Raw genomic sequence first — 18,151 nt, forward strand, 5'->3', positions numbered from 1 at the left:
AATGCAATACCGCAGTAGCCGAAGAACTTAAGCCTTGATTCTTTTTGGTATCTTTTTCGTATCAAGACGAAAAAGTACATTAAGAAGTACTTTTTCTTTTGTTAGACAAAAGAGAAAGCTACCAAAAAGAAAAACTACATCTATGTCTTCGGAGCTACTCCAGCACCGCTAATAGCATTTCTGAAATTAAACTCGCTCCGCTCAAACAGTAATTTCATAAAGGCTCTTATCAGCACTTCCGCTACGCTCTTGCGACATATGATGGATTTGTAGTGTCACCCTGCTATTGGGCTTTGCCCTCAGCTGTTGATGTTTGCTTCGCTTTTTTTGCTTCGCGGTTGGTCTTAAAAATGGCCTAATTTCGTAGGCGTTAAGCGGAGGTGTTGTGTTCAGCGTTAAGAAACGCAATTGTTTGAGCGAAGCGAGTTATTGCGTTTTAGCTGAATTCAATACCGCAGTAGCCGTAGAAGTTAAGCCTTGATTCTTTTTGGTATCTTTTTCTGATTAAGCAGAAAAAGGACATTCTTCAATAAAATAAATTAAAAAAGAAAGGATCGCTTTTGGTTTTACGCTTGCATTGATTAAAATAATAACGCAAGACGATATTTACCAAAAACGATCCTTTTAAATAAACTTTTCAATCGATTGGGAAAAGTTTTATGGAACGACTCTCCAATTTATAAAATTCCCGAGTTCAAATACCCTCCAGGCATCCTGTTCCTCATCCCAATAGGGGATAGTATGATTTTGTTGTAGCCAGGAATAGGGCTTGCAGAACCATCGGGTGTAGTTCTGAAGTGTGGCTTTGCATAAGATGACTTCACCAGTCTTCTTCTTATATACAATGTGCGCACTACCTAGCACCATATGTTCTAATAATTCTATAACTTTATTAATTATGGATTGGGCCTCTTCGGGACTTAACTCGTAGGTATCTATTAGCCATTTCATCCACATTTTGCGTCTGCAACTCTTCGATGTAGACAACTGTTTTTGAGTTACTATACTCATCAGTTTTAGTTTAAAGTTCTTTTTCTTTGAAATCGTGTTCTCTTCGTGTTTTTAGCTTTATCTACGGACTTTCTGCTTGTAGATCGTTATGTGTCATTAGTATTAGTGTTAAAACCGAGCAAGGGTGTTAATTAGGTTTATCGACTCTTGCAGGGGAGCAATATACGAAAAGTATCAACTCGTTATGTGTCTAAAATTGAACACTTATTTTAGCTTAAAGCTCTGCTGTATGTCGTTGTGTAGTATTTGCTTTGTATAATTTTTAACAAACTATCAATTAATACAAACTACTATGCAATCATTTCTTATTAATGCTACAAATAACTCAGTTCGCAAACTTGGTACGACTATAAGATCACTTAGGGAGAGTCTAGGATTAACACGTGAAGTTGTCGACGATCTTGGATTGGCTTCCAATAGCACACTACGTCATATTGAAGCTGGTCACTCTTGTTGTGTCTTTAGTTTAGTCCGACTTGTCTTTGGCTTTTTTATTTGCTTGAAAAGCGATGGTGATGTCGCTAAATTCTGCACTCATCTATTGGCATTACTTGCCGACCTGTTTAATCTTAAAGTAGAAAATATTAAAAATATGACTCTCGAAGAGTTAGTAACTCAGATTAGCCTAGGTCTTAAAAGAGAGCATCAAGAGTTTAAGAATAATCGCCCCAAAAAATATTAAGTAAGTCCTTATTATTTTAATGTACATCAATAGAAATTATCTCTCCTTAAAGTGAGTCCTAATATCTCTCGATGAGTTTTTATGCATTATGTATTACTCTTGACATAGATTAGCCAATTTTGTAGGCGATTAACCCTATTCTGCCCAAATAGGCTAAGCTGGCATGATGATGTAGCTAAATTCAAATGTTAAACTATAAGATAACTTAAAGCTAAAATATCAAGAATTATAACTTTGACAAGTTATTTTGTTCTTGCTGAGCTACTCTTTACTTACGCTATGCTTAACACAACCAAAAGCTAGGTATCTAGAATTTTCGCTACCTTACAATTATGTAGCTGTTTGAATTAGTATAGCTTGGCTATATCTATGTTGGATATTTCCGGGTATATTTTATCAGTTATAAATCATATTAACTCTAATAGAGAACGTATGATTACTGCTTGTTATGTTGTAATAATTTATCAATTTCTCGCCCTGTGCCACATTTGAGCGCTATCTATTCGATATTAAGCCTATTAACCTAGTTATTAGCCTGGAATTAAAGCGAAAGAAAGAACTTTGAAATATTGTTGACATTTTTTTGCGATTCTGCATGGGATACTCTACTTTTGTATCACTTTTTAGCAAATAGAGTATTTATTATATCTGTGTTGCGTAAAAGTAACAGTGATGAAATAAACGAAAAAATGACAAAGAAAGTATTAGTCACAGGTGGAGCCGGATTTATTGGATCAAACCTTTGCCAACATCTGCTAGAAAATGAGTATCATGTTGTATGTTTAGATAATTTTGCTACAGGTAAAATTGAAAATCTACTTCCTTTAGTAGAGAAATATCCAACCACTTTTCAATTAATTGTAGGTGATATCCGCAATTTTGAAGATTGTCAAAAAGCAGTTGAAGGTGTTGACTATGTAATGCACGAAGCTGCATTGGGTTCTGTTCCTCGTTCAATCAAAGACCCCATTACTACAAACGATGTTAACATTGGTGGCTTTCTAAATATGCTTACTGCTGCACGTGATGCAAAAGTTAAACGTTTTGTTTATGCTGCCAGCTCGTCAACCTATGGCGATAGCAAATCGCTACCTAAAGTAGAAGATGTAATTGGTCGTCCTCTTTCTCCCTATGCAATTACCAAATATGTAGATGAATTATATGCCGATGTTTTTGCCCGTACCTACGGTATGGAAACCATTGGTCTGCGTTATTTCAACGTCTTTGGTCGTCGCCAAGATCCTTTTGGTGCGTATGCAGCTGTAATTCCTTTGTTTGTTAAAAAATTAATGGCACATGAAAGTCCATTGATTAATGGTGATGGCGAATACAGTCGTGACTTCACTTACATCGACAACGTAGTTCAAATGAATATGTTGGCAATTACAACAAAAAATCCTGAAGCAGTTAACCAAGTGTATAACACTGCCTTTGGCGAGCGTACAACGTTGAACCAATTGGTGGGTTATTTGAAAGAGGGCTTAGCTGAATTTGATCCAAAAATTGGAGAAATTGAAATCTTGCATGGACCGAATCGCGTAGGGGATATTCCACATTCATTGGCTTGCATTGATAAAGCAAAGAATTTATTGGGTTACCAACCAAAATACAGTATGAAGGATGGCTTGAAAGAGGCTGTTAAGTGGTACTGGGAAAATATTTAAAGAAAAGTTAACAAGAAGTTTATTTTAAGCAAAACAATGAAAGATATTAAAGTAGCAGTTATAGGATTAGGATATGTAGGATTGCCATTGGCACGTTTGTTCTCAACTAAATATCCAACAGTAGGCTTTGACCTAAATGAAGGTCGAGTTAAAGAATTAATGAGTGGTCACGATTCTACATTAGAAGTCGCTGATGATTTGTTACAAGAAGCAATTAATAAGCATGGCTTATTGTGTTCATCTGAATTGGAGGATTTGAAATCTTGTAATTTCTATGTAATTGCAGTACCAACACCAGTTGATGAAAATCACAATCCGGATTTAACTCCATTGTATGGTGCGAGTACAACAATTGGTAAAGTCATCTCAAAAGGGGATATTGTAGTTTACGAATCAACTGTATATCCAGGAGTAACCGAAGATGAGTGTATTCCTGTTGTAGAAAAAGTATCAGGCTTAAAATATAACGTAGATTTTTATGCTGGTTATAGCCCAGAGCGTATCAATCCAGGAGACAAAGTGCATACAGTAGAGAATATTATGAAGGTAACTTCTGGTTCTACTCCCGAAATAGGTAAAATTGTAAACGAGGTATATGCTTCAGTTATTAAGGCAGGTACACACTTAGCTCCAACCATTAAAGTAGCAGAAGCTGCTAAAGTTATTGAAAACTCACAACGTGATATAAACATTGCCTTTGTAAATGAGCTATCAAAAATATTCAATAAACTAGGCATTGACACCAGTGATGTTTTGGAAGCTGCTGGTACAAAATGGAACTTTTTACCATTTAAACCAGGTTTAGTTGGTGGTCACTGTATTGGTGTTGATCCTTATTACTTGGCTCAATGTGCACAACGTCATGGCTATAATCCGGAAATTATCCTTGCTGGTCGTCGCATGAACGATGGCATGGGTGAGTATGTAGCTAGTCAAGTCATTAAATTGATGTTAAAGAAAGGAATACAAGTTCTAGAATCTAATGTGCTTATTCTTGGATTTACCTTTAAAGAAAACTGCCCAGATGTACGTAACACGAAAGTAATTGACATTGTAACTGCATTGAAAGATTACAATGTAAATGTAACAATTTATGACCCTTGGGCGAATCCAGTTATTGCCAAAAGAGAATATGGTGTTGAAGTGGTTAATACTCTACCTCAAACTAAGTTTGATGGAGCAATATTAGCTGTTGCCCACAAAGAATTTTCAGTCTTAAATATCAATAATCTTGTAGTGGATAATTCTGTTATTTTTGATGTTAAAGGTATCTTAGATAATAGTAAAATTGATGGAAGATTGTAGAAAATGTCGTCTCCAAAATGGGTTTCTAAAACATGTTATAACTTTGGCATCAGGCACAGCATGTAGTCAAATATTATCTATATTATTTTTACCAATATTAAGTAGAATCTATAATCAAGATGCTTTTGGTATTTTAGCTTCATTTACAGCAATAGTTTCGCTTATAAGTTCAGTCTCTACTTTAAAATATGACACAGCATTAGTTTTTCCTAAAAACGATAAAGTAGCTTATGTATTACTTAAGTTAGCTAACATTACTACAATTGGTGTATTGCTAATTTCATTTATTGTCATATCAATTTTTAAAAACAGTTTAGATATAAATGTTCCAGGTATTGAATATCTAATACTATTAGGGGTCCTATTATCAGTTAATTATAATAACTCAACCCTTTGGAATATAAGATTTAAAGACTTCAAAAATTCAACTATATCTAGAATAATACAAGTTATTAGTGTCTTCTTATTCCAAGTAATTCTGTATAGTTTCTTAGGGGTCTATGGATTAGTCATAGGTAATCTATGTGGCGTTTTATTGTCAGGTGCTTACTTAATAAAAAAAAGGAAGTTTGATTTTTATTTATACAAACAAATATCATTGGCTGATATGAAAAAAATTGCTTTAAAATATAAGGACTTTCCTTTATTTATGGCTCCGTCAGAACTAATTTTGAGCTTTGCTTCTAATTTGCCAACTATAATGTTTCTTAAATATGCAAGTTTAGCTGATATTGGAATATATGGTATGGCTACTAGAATATTAATGCAACCCATTTCGCTGATATCTTCGAGTGTGAAAAATGTTACAATGTCATATATGAGTGATAGGAAAAATACCAATTCAAGTATTTTGTTTTGGTATTTTAAAATAGTTTTATGTTTATTAGGAATCTCTATTTTCGGCTGTATTTTTATCTTTTTTTTAGGAGATTTTATAATTGATTTCTTCTTGGGTAATAATTGGCTAGAGACATATACTTATATGATTTACTTGATGCCATTATTTATTTCAATGATGATATCTTCTCCCGCTTCAGTTGCTGTAAGAGTCTTTGATATGCAGAGGTTAACTCTTGTATTTTCTATATTTTCGTTAATTGTAAAATGGTTAGTTTTAATTTATACATTTTCAATTAATTTAGATATAAAAGATGTTATTTTCTATTATGCTATAGTTAGTTTGATATTAGTTATCTTGAATCATCTTCTAGTTGTTATTAAAATCATTGGGTATGAAAAAAATATTATTTAAAATAAAAACTAAAATAATTTTAAGTATTCTAAAATCTCCATTTTTTAATAGATATAATAATAAATTATTTTCAGCGTTAGGAGTTAAACTATCTAGTTGTAGTAGTGTTTCAAAAAGAATTAATATTATAGGGGACTATTCTTTGATTGAATTTGGGCAAAATGTATCCATTAATTATGGTTGTTTCTTTGCTGTTAAAGAACGTGTTTATATAGGTGATAATACAGCACTAGCTTATAATGTTACAATATTAACTTCAGCAAATCCTAATGGTCCCAAAAACAAATTGTCAAGTGTATATCCTAAAATCCAAAAAAAAGTCGTGATTAAAGAAAACTGTTGGATTGGGGCAGGATCAATAATATTACCAGGTGTAACTATAGGTGAAAACTCAGTTGTTGCTGCAGGCTCTGTTGTAACTAAAGATGTTCCTTCTTATTCTGTTTATGGAGGGTGTCCTGCTTTAAAAATTAAAGATTTAAAGGAATTTTATGAAAAATGATGTTTTGATAATTAGCGGATCTGTATTTTCGAGTACTCTTCATTTAATAGAAACTCTTTCAGATTTAGAAGATGTTAAAAGTATTTATATTGTAACTACATCAAAGGTGGCATATAAATATTTGAATTACTGTAAATCTATTTCGAAAATATGGCATATTGATGCTACTGATAATGATGAGTTTAATTTAAAATTTAAATCAATATTTTTCAATTTTAGTTTAGATACTAAACCTATACTGTTTGTAACGACAGATTCAGCTTGTTTGGCTATTAGTTCAGACCGAGATTGGTATGATACTAATTTCCATTTATCTATTCCTTGCAATAACATTGTTAATATTTTTAATAATAAAGGCAAAGCGGAACCTTTTGCTAGAAATAAAGGAATGCTAGTTCCAAATACCTATATAGTTGAAAATTATAAAGATTTACTTTTACATTCTTTAGAATATCCACTTATAATTAAACCCAGTAATAGAGAGTATTCTCAAACTGTAACTTTTAAAACGCATTTAGTTTACTCTCAAGAAGAATTATTATTGTTTTTTAAACACGGACAGTATTTTAATAATGGCTTAACGAATTATGTTCTCCAAGAGTATATTGATGGTAGCGATTATAATAATATCTATATTATATTCTACAGATCTAAAACTGGCAAACTTATATCATGTATGGGGAGGAAAACACTTCAGTCGCCTACTAATCAGGGGGTTATGGCTATAGGTACTGTGGAGTTTATACCATGTGTCTATGATTTATGTGAGCATTTTCTGTCACAAATTAACTATACTGGTATTGGAGGTATAGAGTTAAAAGAAAAAGGTGGAGTATACTATTTTATAGAAATGAGTACAAGAGTTGAAGGGTTTATTAAAATTGAAAAATTAACAAAATCATCAATAATACAACAAGTATTTTGGGATTTATCTGGAAGTCGTTTGCTTGATTGCAATAAAACCTTAAAAAAAGGTTTTGGGAATTACTATTCTTTATTAAAAGTTATTAGCGTTAGACTTAAGCAAAAACAGTATTTTAGATTTCTATTTGTTGATTTATTCAATATCATATTAAAAAACAACACTATAGACTTCATGTCTTTTCAAAATTATAAGGTGTACTACCATTATTATAAAGAACGTATTAAAATAAAATTGTATGGTAAGGAAAATCAAAAATAAATTAAGATATCTTTTAGCTCCTAATTGGCAAATTTATCTAGGCAAAATTAAGGGAACTCTTTCTGACATTGAAGATGATATCAATAAAGCCATTCCTTTAAAAATTCCTTATAAAGATCGGTGGTATGCAGACCCTTTTATTCTGAAGATTCAAAGTAAAAGTGTTTATATTCTAGCAGAGGAGTTTTCTTATAATGATAATAGAGGTGTTATTGTCCTCTTGGAGGTGGATATTGAGTCTTGTAAATTAATAAAAAGACATCTTTTGTTAAAATTAGAAACACACTTGTCTTTTCCTATATTTAAAATTGATAGTGGTGTAATAATTATATACCCGGAAAATGCTGAGAATAATTGTTTAAAAGCTTATACATTAATTAATAATGGTGGTAAATATTCACTGAACCATAACGAAACTATTCTAGATATGCCATTATCTGATTCTGTCATATTTGAGTTTAATGATAAGTATTTTTTACTCACTACTATGAAGCCATTTTCTAATGGTAATGAATTAACAGTTTTTATTTCTAATAATTTACTAAATAACTATAATCTACATCAAAAAATAGTATTTGGAGATAATTCAGCAAGAAGAGCAGGAGATCTGTTTTATATGGATAATAAGTTTGTAACTGTAAGCCAGGACTGTAATAGAAATTTATATGGTAATGGATTAATCTTTTCAGAAATACAAATATCCGAAGATAATTACAAGTTAAGTATTGATGAAATAAAAAGAGTGTATCCTAAAGAAAAAGGAATCTTGGGGATCCACACGTTTAATGTGAAAGATGAATACTTTGTAATTGACAAGAAAATCGTAAATTTTCCATTTCTATACAAATACATGAAAAAAATATCAATATTTAATTTATGAATATGGCTATCGAAAAAAACAAAATATGGTATCTATTGCCAATAATAATGTCGGCTATGTTTATCTCCTTGCTTTCTCCAAGTACCCATGAGGTGTTCTCAAAGTTTGCTACTTTATATATATTGTTTTTTTCTATCATAGTAGCTATAGTACTATTTACATATCAGTTTAAAGTTGAAAAGAGAAATATTTCCTTCAATTCGTTTTTTGTTGTAGGCTATTTTATTACTAATTTTGAATTAGCAGCTCATCTCTTAGATTCAAGTTTAATACCATTTAATTATCAATTTTACTATCCAACAACTTTAACAATAAACTATTCACTATGGCTCTCTGCAATGGCTTTTACCTTATATGTCCTCTCTTATATTCTATTCAAGAAACAAAATAAAGCCCTACGCTTAAATAATATAAATACAATTAATGTTATGCTAATAAAAATACGTTTTACAGTATTATTATTGATTATAGCAAATATCATTTTTTATCTAAGTGTTGGTAAGTCTTTTTGGAGTGGAGTTTATGACGAAAGTAAATGGGGGTCAGTTGCATTATACTTGGATCAAATTAATCGGACATTAGTAATCCTCTTTATGTATTTTAGTTTCAAATATAAGAATTCAACTAATAAAGTTCCTAAAGACTCCTTATTTATTTGTGGTGTTATAGCTTCGGCTTTGTATTTATTTCTAATGGTTCGAACTGGTGATAGAGGTTTGTTTATTTCTTTATTTTCAGTTAGTTTATTCTTATATTGTCGTTTTATTCGTAGGGTTAATTTAAAGCAATTGATTTTTCTAGGAATAACAGCAATAGTTTTAATGTCTATCATAGGCTTGGGGCGTGCCGAATCTGTTCGGGGAAATTCTAATGGTTTAGTAGCATCTGGGTACGAAAGTTTTATTAAGAATGAAGAACGCTTAACCCCTACTATGGAATTAGCAAGTTCCAACAAATTGTTATTTGTTGCAGTTGATAAATATGATTCTTCCAATTATTATTTTGGTTTAACCATGGTAGGTCAGGTAATATCTTCTATTCCTTTATTAGGGGGATTTACATCTTTAATAACAGGTTTCTCATTCCCAACTTCTACAAATGAATTTACATATTTAATGCAAGGGTCTCGGCCCAATTATGGTGAAGGTTCGCATCTCATAGCTGATTTGTATATTAATTTTGGTACTGTAGGCGTTCTTATATTTATGGTTCTTTTTGGTTATTTAGTCGCTACTTTATACAACTCAATTAATAAAGAAACTAGATTTATCATACTGGTGATTTTGATTAGTTATGGTGTTTATTTAAATAGGTCATCGTTATTATTTGTTTTAAAACCTGTTGTCTTAATTTTAATTATTTACTACATTATTAATTTGTATACAAAACAAAGAGTTTGTCATGCTTAAAAAATTATATAAAAAGTTAACAAGAAGTTATTGGTGTGTAGGATTGTTTAAAGCTGAAATTGACTCATATCAAGACTTAAATATCAATGAACTACTGCCGTCAATACATTGGTTGAAATTTGGTAACAAATTTAACTGGATTGCTGATCCTTTTATATTAGATGTTTCAGTTAACACAATTACAATACTTGTAGAAGAATATGTAGATAGAAAAGGTGTTATAACTTATTTGGAAATCGATAAAAATAATTACCAAATCCTAGACTCTAAAATATTACTTGAGTTAGATACACATTTATCATTTCCATTTATTTATAGAGAAAATGGAAAAGTATATATTATTCCTGAAAATTCTTCTAGTGGAAGTGTAAAGATATATGTGTATTCTATAGCAGAAAAAAAACTAGTTTATATAACCTCATTAATTAATGAGCCTTTAGTTGATATTGCTATCTTAAAGATTGATAATTATTATTATTTATTTGGTACAAAATCAGCTTGTAAAGATAATTTGCATATCTACAGATCTAAGAACCTGTTAACTGGTTATGAATTATTTCAAAATATACCATATACGTCAAATAGGGCTAGAGGGGCTGGTTCAATAATCTATGTGGCTCAAAATAGATTTATTCGCTTTAGTCAAGAAAATAATTATACGTATGGAGGTGGAATAGTGATTTCTGAATTAATGTTCCTAAAAGACAAGTTTATCATAAAGGAGATTAATCAGCTTATACCAATAAAAAATAGGATTTTTGGTATTCATACTTATAATAAATTTTTAAATTATCATATAATAGATGGAAAAATTCTAATATATCCAATTATAGGTAAGATTTTATTGAAAATTAAAAAAATCGTATATGGTTAAAAATGTTTGTTTTTTTGTTGAAAGCTTAGTCCCAAATGGTTTAGAATATTATTTATATAGAATAGTTAAATATGGTAATCTTAGATTCAATAATATTTTTATCATTTGTAAAAGCGGTAAAGCAGGTGAAATTTCTACAATGTTTGATGATTTTGATAATGTGAAAATTATTCCTAAACATATCGGCTATTTTAGCATTAAGGATTATAATTGGCTATATATGTTCTTGAAAAAGAATAAAATTAATGTTATATGTGACTTCTCTGGTAATTTTGCAGGATTAGTTGTATTAACAGCTTATATCGCAGGTGTAATGCAGCGCGTGGTTCAGTATAGAGGCTCTAGCAACCACTTTAAAGAAACTATTATTAAGAAAATATATAATTATTGTGTTAATAAACTTGTAAAGAAGTTCTCCACTAATATTCTCTCTAACTCTTATGCTGCCCTTGATTATTTTATTGGTCGTAAATATTTAGATAAATATAATTGTTCGGTAATATATAATGCATATGATCCAACACCTTTTATTACCGAGCATACAAACTTACGTGAAGAACTTAGTATTCCTAATGATGCTTTTGTTGTAGGCCATACAGGGAGAGTTTGTTATGCTAAGAATCATGAGGTAATATTAAAAGTTGCTAAAAGGCTTTGTAGTGAGCATCAAGATATATATTTTATTCTATGTGGAAATTCTGTTTTCGATTCGTATAAATCTGAAATTACAGGTTTTGAAAATAGAATCTTATTGTTTAATAATAGAAATGATATACCTAAAATATTGAAAACTTTGGATTGTTTCTATTTTCCTTCATTAACTGAAGGACAACCCAACTCGTTAATTGAAGCTATGTTTGTTAATTTGCCTATTGTAGCTTCTGACATCGGTCCTATACGTGAAACTGTACCTGAATGCATTGATCAGTTCTTAATCAACGCACGTGACATTGAGGGGGCTTGTCGTTTGATTATAAAAATAAAAGAGACCAATGTTAGAGAAAATGTAGCTTCTTGGGCTATATCTCGTTATGGGAGTTCTAAATTATATGAAGAATTTATTAATATTATAGAATGAGTTGTTTATTTATTCATGATCATAAATTTTACTGTACTGACAGTAATGTTGTTTATACTACAGGAACACTTAATGCTAATTTATGGCAACGCTACACTTCTGTTTTTGGAAGTCTAACAGTGTTTGCTAGGCAGTCGTCTAAAAGAACAGCCGGTGTATTAGCGAGCTCTGAAGATGTAAAGTTTGAATTATTAGATAGTTTTTTAGAAATATTGAAAATTAAAAAAACAGATTATTTTATTAAGCTAGACGAACACATAAAAAAAACAGATTTTATAATTGTACGATTGCCTTCAATGTTAGGGATATATGCGACATTTCTATGTAAAAAATATAATAAAAAATACATGGTTGAGGTTGTAGGTTGTGCTTATGATAGTTTTAAAACACATGGTAGTTTTAAAACTAAAATATTTGCTAGTATTTGGAGTTATTTTAATAAAAGGGCTATATACAACTCTGATTGGGCTGTTTATGTTACTGAAAACTATTTGCAAAACAAATATCCAAGTAAAGGTATTTCTATTTCTGCATCTAATGTTGTTTTAGATAAAATTGCTAGCGTTAACCCTTATTTAAAAAAACCTAATATTTCTAATAAGACTTTTATAATAGGTTGTATTGGAAATGTTGAGTTAGCTTATAAAGGATATGCAATTTTATTAAAATCATTGTCAATTCTAGAAATCGATTTTAAGTTACACTTAATTGGAGGTGAAAACTTTTCTTATATACAAGATCTTATTACCAAATATAATTTGAATGAAAAAGTTGTGTTGCATGGGAAAATATTGGATAGAGATCTCTTATTTAAGTTAATAGATAATTTTGATTTGTTTATTCAACCATCGTTAACAGAGGGTTTGCCTAGATCTGTTATTGAAGCAATGTCTAGAGGCTGTCCAGTTTTGGCCTCTGATGCCGGAGGTACATATGAATTGATAAACTCCTCGTATGTGTATCCTAAGTATAATAATAAAATATTGGCTGGAAAAATACGAGAATTAAGAGATAATAATAACCTACTAAAAAAGGCTTCTAATGAGAACTTTTTAGCAAGTAAAAAATTCAAAGCTGAGATTTTAAATAAGAAAAGGACTTTGTTTTACAACCAAATAATAAATAATAAATAATAATGAAAGCAATTGTTGTACCAGGAATTACGGACCTCAATAAAGGTGATCAAGCTTTAGTTTGGGAAAGTGTTAGATTAATAGAAGATACAAACATTTTCGACGAAGTTGTTATCTTATCTAATGGGGATACAAATAAGGAAAGAGATTTACTGTGTAGCCAAACTCAAAATAATTCTTATAAATTAATAGATCATATTTTGAAACATCCACGTAGAGGGTTACATTCTAAAAAGGATAATATAAAAGACTCAAAGCTTACTATAATTAAACAAGTTTATTATTCTATTAAAGACTATTTTTCTCGTTCATTATTGATTAAAGTTAGTCAAAATTTAACTTTAGTAAAGCTCTTATTTTCTAAAAAAACATATGAAACTGTCTCCTATTTTCATAGTGCAGATGTCATTTTTGTTAAGGGAGGAGGCTTTATACATGCTTATGGTGAATTGAGGGCACCTTATGTTATCTGGTTCTCATTGTTTTATTTGAAATTGGCAATAAAGCTTAGAAAAAAAACAGTTGTGTTACCTAATTCATATGGACCATTTCAAGGATTACTTGTTAAAAAACAAGTGCGAAATGTTTTCGAAAAAGTTGATTTAATTTTTGCTAGAGAATCAATATCTTACAATTCATTACAAAGTATTCTAAATAATGAAGTTTTCTTAGGAAAAGATTTGGGGTTTTTTCTAAATGCTGATACAGCTTTTGATGTTGAAAGTTTACTCTCAAAATATTCGTTATCTATAAAAGAAAAAATAGTGGGTGTTACAATACGACCATGGAGGTTTCCTACAAGTAATAACCCTGAAGAAGCATACCAAAATTATATATCCTCAATAATTTATTTTACAGATTTTTTAGTTAGTAAAGGTTATAAAATCGCATTCTGTAATCAGTCATTAGGTCCTAATAGCCACGAAGATGATAGGAATGCTATTGAATTAGTTTATTCAAAATATATAAACTCAAAAAATGTTGTTTGGATTAATGAAAATTTAACATGTAAGCAGTTGAAGAGCCTATATTCAGTTTTTACATATTTTTTAGGAACTCGATTCCATTCAATTATATTTTCAACTACATCAATGATTCCTTCAATAGCTATCGGATATGGTGGAAATAAAGCTTCAGGAATAATGAGTGATATCGGTCTGGATAATTTAGTGATTCCTATAGAAAAAGTAAATTTTAATATATTGCAGAGTATGTTTTTGGAATTAGAATCGAATACTGATTCTATTGTTGAAAAACTCAAGTCAAATCAAAAAGATTTAGTTGTCAATAGGGAAAGTATTATAGCTAATGTGAAAAGAATCTGTGAGTTATGAAAATGTCAATTCCATTAAATCGATAATTAAAATGGTGTCAATATATTTAATAAATTTCCGTTTTGCTATAACTAAATGAGAGTGAAATTCTATTAGAAATTACTACTACGTTTTTTATATATTGTTATTATAGAACTAAGTATATAATAGTGTTTTTCATCTAAATATGGAGAAGACATACTGCGGTATTCATCATTAAGTAAAAACCGTTGTGTAATTTCGTATATCTGTGAGTGATTGTAGAACAATTTAAGAATTTGCTGTAAATGAATAAACTAATAAGAATAACGACTATTGCCTCAAGTTTGAAAACTCTACTTAAAGGCCAACTCCATTATCTCAATGCTCATTTTGAGGTGATAGCTGTTGGTTCGAATTTTACAGACTTACTTAAAGTAAAAAAACAAGAAAATATTGGAGTATATCCGATCGAAATGCGGCGTGAAATAAGTATATGGGCAGATTTAAAGTCTTTATTTAATCTTATCAAATATTTTAGGAGAGTCCGTCCATATATTGTTCATGCTAATACACCTAAAGCTAGCTTATTAAGTATGATTGCAGCAAAAATGACAGGTGTGCCACATCGGATCTATACAGTTACGGGGTTACGTTTTGAAACTACTTCTGGGCTGTTCCGTAAATTACTAATTGCTATGGAACGTATAACTTGTGCTTGCGCTACAAAAGTAATACCTGAAGGAGAAGGGGTTAAAAACACCTTGATTCGCGAACAGATAACGAAAAAGCCGTTGGAAGTAATTCATTATGGCAACATCAATGGTATTGATACGACTTATTTTTCAGCAGATTCTATAAGTGAGAGTAAAGACGAATTACGATTAAGTCATCATATTCAATCCTCAGATTTTGTTTTTATTTTTGTAGGGCGAATGGTGGGAGATAAAGGTATAAATGAATTAGTAGAAGCGTTCAAGCAACTTCATAAAACTCATTCTTCTGCAAAGTTACTTTTGGTTGGTCCTATAGAAGCTGAATTAGATCCTTTAAGGAATGAAACAATACAAGAGATAGAAAATAATAGAAATATTATTGCTGTAGGGTATCAAAATGATGTACGTCCGTTTTTTAAAATGGCAGATGCACTCGTTTTTCCAAGTTATCGTGAGGGTTTTCCAAATGTTGTAATGCAGGCTGGAGCCATGGGACTACCTAGTATTGTATCAGATATTAACGGTTGTAATGAAATTATTATAAACAAAGAGAATGGTTTGATTATCTCTAAGAAAAACGTAACAGAATTACATGATGCTATGAAGTTGTTTCTAGATGATAGTGAACTATTAACCAGATTAACCGAGAACTCTAGAAAATTAATTCAGAGTCGCTACGAGCAGAAAGAGGTTTGGGAGGCTATATTAAAAATGTATCAATCATTGGGAGATAAATAAGTATGTACAAAGCATTTTTTAAAAGAGTCTTGGATTTTTTAGCTGCATTTATGGGGCTGATTGTTCTCTTTCCTGTTTTTGTGGTGGTAATTCTTTGTTTAGCGTATTACAACAAAGGAAGTATCTTCTTTTTCCAAGAAAGACCGGGTTTAAAAGGAAAGATTTTTAAAGTCATTAAGTTCAAAACGATGACGGATGCCAAAGATAAGGAGGGTAATTTATTACCTGATGCCGAACGGTTGACTAAATTTGGAGGATTTGTAAGGACAACTTCGTTGGATGAAATTCCTCAATTGATAAATGTGTTAAAAGGAGACATGTCTTTAATTGGTCCTAGACCTTTATTGGTGTCGTATTTGCCTCTATATAATGCAGAACAAGCCAAACGCCACAATGTACGTCCTGGCATTACAGGATGGGCACAAGTGAATGGACGAAATGCGATATCTTGGGAACAGAAATTTGAATATGATGTTTGGTATGTCAATCATCTAGGTTTTTTACTTGATTGCAAGATATTTTTTCTGACCATAAAAAAGGTATTCGTACGTGAAGGAATTACATCTGATACCAGTGTAACGATGGAGCCATTTAAAGGAACTAAAAAAGATTAGGATATGTATTTATACGGAGCAAGTGGGCATGCCAAAGTGATACTAGATATTGCTTATGCTAATAAAAAACAGGTTGAAGGCCTAATTGACGACAATGATTCTATTCACTCATTGGCAGGAGTTGAGGTTTATCGAAGCCATACAGTCTATCCCGAAATGGAGCTTTTAATAAGCATCGGAAACAATGAGATACGTAAACGAATCGCTGAACAATTTAAAGCCAACTACGTTTCATTAATCCATCCTTCTGCAATTGTTTCTCCATCAGCTCTAGTGTCAAAGACAGGTACAGTGGTTATGCAAGGAGTCGTTTTGCAGGCTGAAGTAGAAGTGGGCAATCATTGCATTATTAATACAGCCTGCAGCATTGACCATGAATGCAAGATTGAAGATTTTGTGCACATATCCCCCAACAGTACGTTGTGTGGAAATGTACACATTGGAGCAGGAACATGGATAGGTGCAGGCACCACTATTTTGCCTGGTGTGAAAATAGGGAAGTGGTGTACAATTGGTGCAGGTTCTGTTGTCTCTAAAAATATACCCGATTATACATTAGCAGCTGGAAACAGGTGTAAGATTATAAAAAAACTAAAATGAAAAAACCAATTTTACTTTCGCTTGCTCACATGGGAGGTCACGAGCAAGACTTTATAAAAGAGGCATTTGATACCAACTGGGTAGTGCCTTTGGGCCCTAATGTAAGTGGGTTTGAGCAAGATTTGGCTCAGTATTTAGGTAAAGACAAGCATATAGTAGCACTTAGTGCTGGGACTGCTGCCATTCACTTGGCTTTAGTGATGCTTGATGTAAAAGCTGGCGATGAAGTTCTTTGTCAAAGCTTCACCTTTGCGGCTTCGGCAAACCCTATAAAATATCAAGGAGCTACACCTGTCTTTGTTGATTCGGAAGAAGATACATGGAATATGGACCCAGTCTTACTCGAAGAAGCGATACTAGACCGCAAGGCTAAGACAGGCAAATACCCTAAAGCAATTATTCCTGTTCACCTTTATGGAATGTCGGCAAAGATGGATGAGATTATGGCTGTCGCTAATAAATATCAAATTCCTGTAATTGAGGATGCAGCAGAAGCCTTAGGCTCAACTTACAAAAATCAGGAATGTGGTACTTTTGGGCACTTTGGAACGTTATCGTTCAATGGTAATAAAATTATTACGACATCTGGTGGTGGAGCATTAGTTTGCGATTCAGAGCAGGAAGCAAAGCGTGCAATGTTCTTTGCAACTCAAGCTCGCGAAAATGCCCCTCATTACCAACACGAACGTATAGGCTATAACTATCGTATGAGCAATATCTGTGCTGGTATAGGTCGAGGTCAAATGTTAGTGCTTGATGAGCATCTACAACGCCGTCAAGCAATTCATGCACTTTATACTGACTTATTTAAAGATGCTAAAGGCATCACCGTGCTTCAAAATCCAACTTCAGACTTTAACTCTAATTTCTGGTTATCGTGCATTACTGTGGATTCTGCTTTAGCTGGGCAAACAAGGGAGGATATTCGCCTACGTTTAGAGCAAGAAAATATTGAAAGTCGTCCACTTTGGAAGCCTATGCACATGCAACCTGTGTTTGCTGATGCACCAGCTTATGTTAATGGTGTCAGTGAAGCTCTATTCGATAAAGGTCTCTGTTTACCTTCTGGCTCATTATTAATTGATGATGATATTAGAAGAGTAGTAGAGGTTATTTTGAATAAGTAAGTAAAATACATCTTATAAGGATGGAAAAATGAAACAGAAACCCTTCAAAATTTGTTTTAGTCTAGTGCTGGACAAACATTGAAGGGTTTTT

17 protein-coding genes are annotated in these 18,151 nt (G+C 31.6%); 16 read left to right on the forward strand and 1 reads right to left on the reverse strand.

Annotation, left to right across the window (positions count from 1 at the left end):
• Positions 1-657 precede the first annotated feature (657 nt).
• On the reverse strand, positions 658-1,011 hold the full coding sequence (locus tag B091_RS0107105) for an SH3 beta-barrel fold-containing protein (protein ID WP_018109320.1): 354 nt from the start codon (positions 1,009-1,011) through the stop codon (positions 658-660).
• Between the two features lie 292 nt (positions 1,012-1,303).
• On the opposite strand from B091_RS0107105, the gene B091_RS0107110 reads away from it, so the two are divergent.
• The 16 genes from B091_RS0107110 to B091_RS0107185 all read left to right on the forward strand — a co-directional run bounded on the left by B091_RS0107110 (position 1,304) and on the right by B091_RS0107185 (position 18,060).
• Positions 1,304-1,693, forward strand: coding sequence for a helix-turn-helix domain-containing protein (locus tag B091_RS0107110; RefSeq protein ID WP_018109321.1), 390 nt, complete (start codon positions 1,304-1,306; stop codon positions 1,691-1,693).
• A 689-nt stretch (positions 1,694-2,382) separates the two neighbouring features.
• On the forward strand, positions 2,383-3,357 hold the full coding sequence (locus B091_RS0107115; RefSeq protein ID WP_025069568.1) for an SDR family oxidoreductase: 975 nt from the start codon (positions 2,383-2,385) through the stop codon (positions 3,355-3,357).
• 36 nt (positions 3,358-3,393) lie between these two features.
• A complete protein-coding gene (locus B091_RS0107120; protein ID WP_018109323.1) occupies positions 3,394-4,662 on the forward strand; it encodes a nucleotide sugar dehydrogenase in 1,269 nt (422 codons plus the stop codon).
• Positions 4,649-5,914 carry an oligosaccharide flippase family protein gene (locus B091_RS0107125; protein WP_018109324.1) on the forward strand — a complete coding sequence of 422 codons (1,266 nt, stop codon included), beginning with the start codon at positions 4,649-4,651 and terminating at the stop codon, positions 5,912-5,914. Before B091_RS0107120 ends, B091_RS0107125 begins: the two co-directional genes overlap by 14 nt.
• Positions 5,895-6,416, forward strand: coding sequence for an acyltransferase (locus tag B091_RS0107130; RefSeq protein WP_018109325.1), 522 nt, complete (start codon positions 5,895-5,897; stop codon positions 6,414-6,416). The genes B091_RS0107125 and B091_RS0107130 overlap by 20 nt, the downstream gene beginning before the upstream one ends.
• Complete coding sequence (locus tag B091_RS0107135; protein WP_018109326.1) at positions 6,406-7,599, forward strand: ATP-grasp domain-containing protein; 1,194 nt, start codon at positions 6,406-6,408, stop codon at positions 7,597-7,599. Before B091_RS0107130 ends, B091_RS0107135 begins: the two co-directional genes overlap by 11 nt.
• Positions 7,577-8,479 (forward strand): glucosamine inositolphosphorylceramide transferase family protein, encoded by a 903-nt coding sequence (locus B091_RS0107140; RefSeq protein WP_018109327.1) that lies wholly within the window; start codon positions 7,577-7,579, stop codon positions 8,477-8,479. Before B091_RS0107135 ends, B091_RS0107140 begins: the two co-directional genes overlap by 23 nt.
• Before the next feature lie 2 nt (positions 8,480-8,481).
• Entirely contained in the window at positions 8,482-9,888 is a 1,407-nt protein-coding gene (locus tag B091_RS0107145; protein WP_162137972.1) for an O-antigen polymerase, read from the forward strand.
• Positions 9,881-10,762: a glucosamine inositolphosphorylceramide transferase family protein gene (locus B091_RS0107150; RefSeq protein WP_018109329.1), complete on the forward strand. Its 882-nt coding sequence runs from the start codon at positions 9,881-9,883 to the stop codon at positions 10,760-10,762. Before B091_RS0107145 ends, B091_RS0107150 begins: the two co-directional genes overlap by 8 nt.
• The gene (locus tag B091_RS0107155; protein WP_018109330.1) at positions 10,755-11,840 is read left to right on the forward strand and encodes a glycosyltransferase; all 1,086 of its coding nucleotides are present in this window, start codon (positions 10,755-10,757) and stop codon (positions 11,838-11,840) included. Before B091_RS0107150 ends, B091_RS0107155 begins: the two co-directional genes overlap by 8 nt.
• A complete protein-coding gene (locus B091_RS0107160; RefSeq protein WP_018109331.1) occupies positions 11,837-12,973 on the forward strand; it encodes a glycosyltransferase in 1,137 nt (378 codons plus the stop codon). Before B091_RS0107155 ends, B091_RS0107160 begins: the two co-directional genes overlap by 4 nt.
• Positions 12,974-12,975: 2 nt before the next feature.
• On the forward strand, positions 12,976-14,307 hold the full coding sequence (locus tag B091_RS0107165; RefSeq protein WP_018109332.1) for a polysaccharide pyruvyl transferase family protein: 1,332 nt from the start codon (positions 12,976-12,978) through the stop codon (positions 14,305-14,307).
• Between the two features lie 266 nt (positions 14,308-14,573).
• A complete protein-coding gene (locus B091_RS0107170; protein WP_018109333.1) occupies positions 14,574-15,719 on the forward strand; it encodes a glycosyltransferase family 4 protein in 1,146 nt (381 codons plus the stop codon).
• Between the two features lie 2 nt (positions 15,720-15,721).
• Positions 15,722-16,333 (forward strand): sugar transferase, encoded by a 612-nt coding sequence (locus B091_RS0107175; RefSeq protein WP_018109334.1) that lies wholly within the window; start codon positions 15,722-15,724, stop codon positions 16,331-16,333.
• A gap of 3 nt (positions 16,334-16,336) precedes the next feature.
• Positions 16,337-16,933: an acetyltransferase gene (locus B091_RS0107180; protein WP_018109335.1), complete on the forward strand. Its 597-nt coding sequence runs from the start codon at positions 16,337-16,339 to the stop codon at positions 16,931-16,933.
• The gene (locus B091_RS0107185) at positions 16,930-18,060 is read left to right on the forward strand and encodes a DegT/DnrJ/EryC1/StrS family aminotransferase (protein ID WP_018109336.1); all 1,131 of its coding nucleotides are present in this window, start codon (positions 16,930-16,932) and stop codon (positions 18,058-18,060) included. The genes B091_RS0107180 and B091_RS0107185 overlap by 4 nt, the downstream gene beginning before the upstream one ends.
• The last annotated feature ends 91 nt before the right edge of the window (positions 18,061-18,151 follow it).

It is taken from the genome of Bacteroides propionicifaciens DSM 19291 = JCM 14649, assembly GCF_000375405.1.
Classification (GTDB): domain Bacteria; phylum Bacteroidota; class Bacteroidia; order Bacteroidales; family Bacteroidaceae; genus Bacteroides_E; species Bacteroides_E propionicifaciens.

Coding starts and splice junctions, on each gene's coding strand:
- B091_RS0107105 (WP_018109320.1), bottom strand. CDS start 1,011: ATGAGTATAGTAACTCAAAAACAGTTGTCTACATCGAAGAGTTGCAGA.
- B091_RS0107110 (WP_018109321.1), top strand. CDS start 1,304: ATGCAATCATTTCTTATTAATGCTACAAATAACTCAGTTCGCAAACTT.
- B091_RS0107115 (WP_025069568.1), top strand. CDS start 2,383: ATGACAAAGAAAGTATTAGTCACAGGTGGAGCCGGATTTATTGGATCA.
- B091_RS0107120 (WP_018109323.1), top strand. CDS start 3,394: ATGAAAGATATTAAAGTAGCAGTTATAGGATTAGGATATGTAGGATTG.
- B091_RS0107125 (WP_018109324.1), top strand. CDS start 4,649: ATGGAAGATTGTAGAAAATGTCGTCTCCAAAATGGGTTTCTAAAACAT.
- B091_RS0107130 (WP_018109325.1), top strand. CDS start 5,895: ATGAAAAAAATATTATTTAAAATAAAAACTAAAATAATTTTAAGTATT.
- B091_RS0107135 (WP_018109326.1), top strand. CDS start 6,406: ATGAAAAATGATGTTTTGATAATTAGCGGATCTGTATTTTCGAGTACT.
- B091_RS0107140 (WP_018109327.1), top strand. CDS start 7,577: ATGGTAAGGAAAATCAAAAATAAATTAAGATATCTTTTAGCTCCTAAT.
- B091_RS0107145 (WP_162137972.1), top strand. CDS start 8,482: ATGGCTATCGAAAAAAACAAAATATGGTATCTATTGCCAATAATAATG.
- B091_RS0107150 (WP_018109329.1), top strand. CDS start 9,881: ATGCTTAAAAAATTATATAAAAAGTTAACAAGAAGTTATTGGTGTGTA.
- B091_RS0107155 (WP_018109330.1), top strand. CDS start 10,755: ATGGTTAAAAATGTTTGTTTTTTTGTTGAAAGCTTAGTCCCAAATGGT.
- B091_RS0107160 (WP_018109331.1), top strand. CDS start 11,837: ATGAGTTGTTTATTTATTCATGATCATAAATTTTACTGTACTGACAGT.
- B091_RS0107165 (WP_018109332.1), top strand. CDS start 12,976: ATGAAAGCAATTGTTGTACCAGGAATTACGGACCTCAATAAAGGTGAT.
- B091_RS0107170 (WP_018109333.1), top strand. CDS start 14,574: ATGAATAAACTAATAAGAATAACGACTATTGCCTCAAGTTTGAAAACT.
- B091_RS0107175 (WP_018109334.1), top strand. CDS start 15,722: ATGTACAAAGCATTTTTTAAAAGAGTCTTGGATTTTTTAGCTGCATTT.
- B091_RS0107180 (WP_018109335.1), top strand. CDS start 16,337: ATGTATTTATACGGAGCAAGTGGGCATGCCAAAGTGATACTAGATATT.
- B091_RS0107185 (WP_018109336.1), top strand. CDS start 16,930: ATGAAAAAACCAATTTTACTTTCGCTTGCTCACATGGGAGGTCACGAG.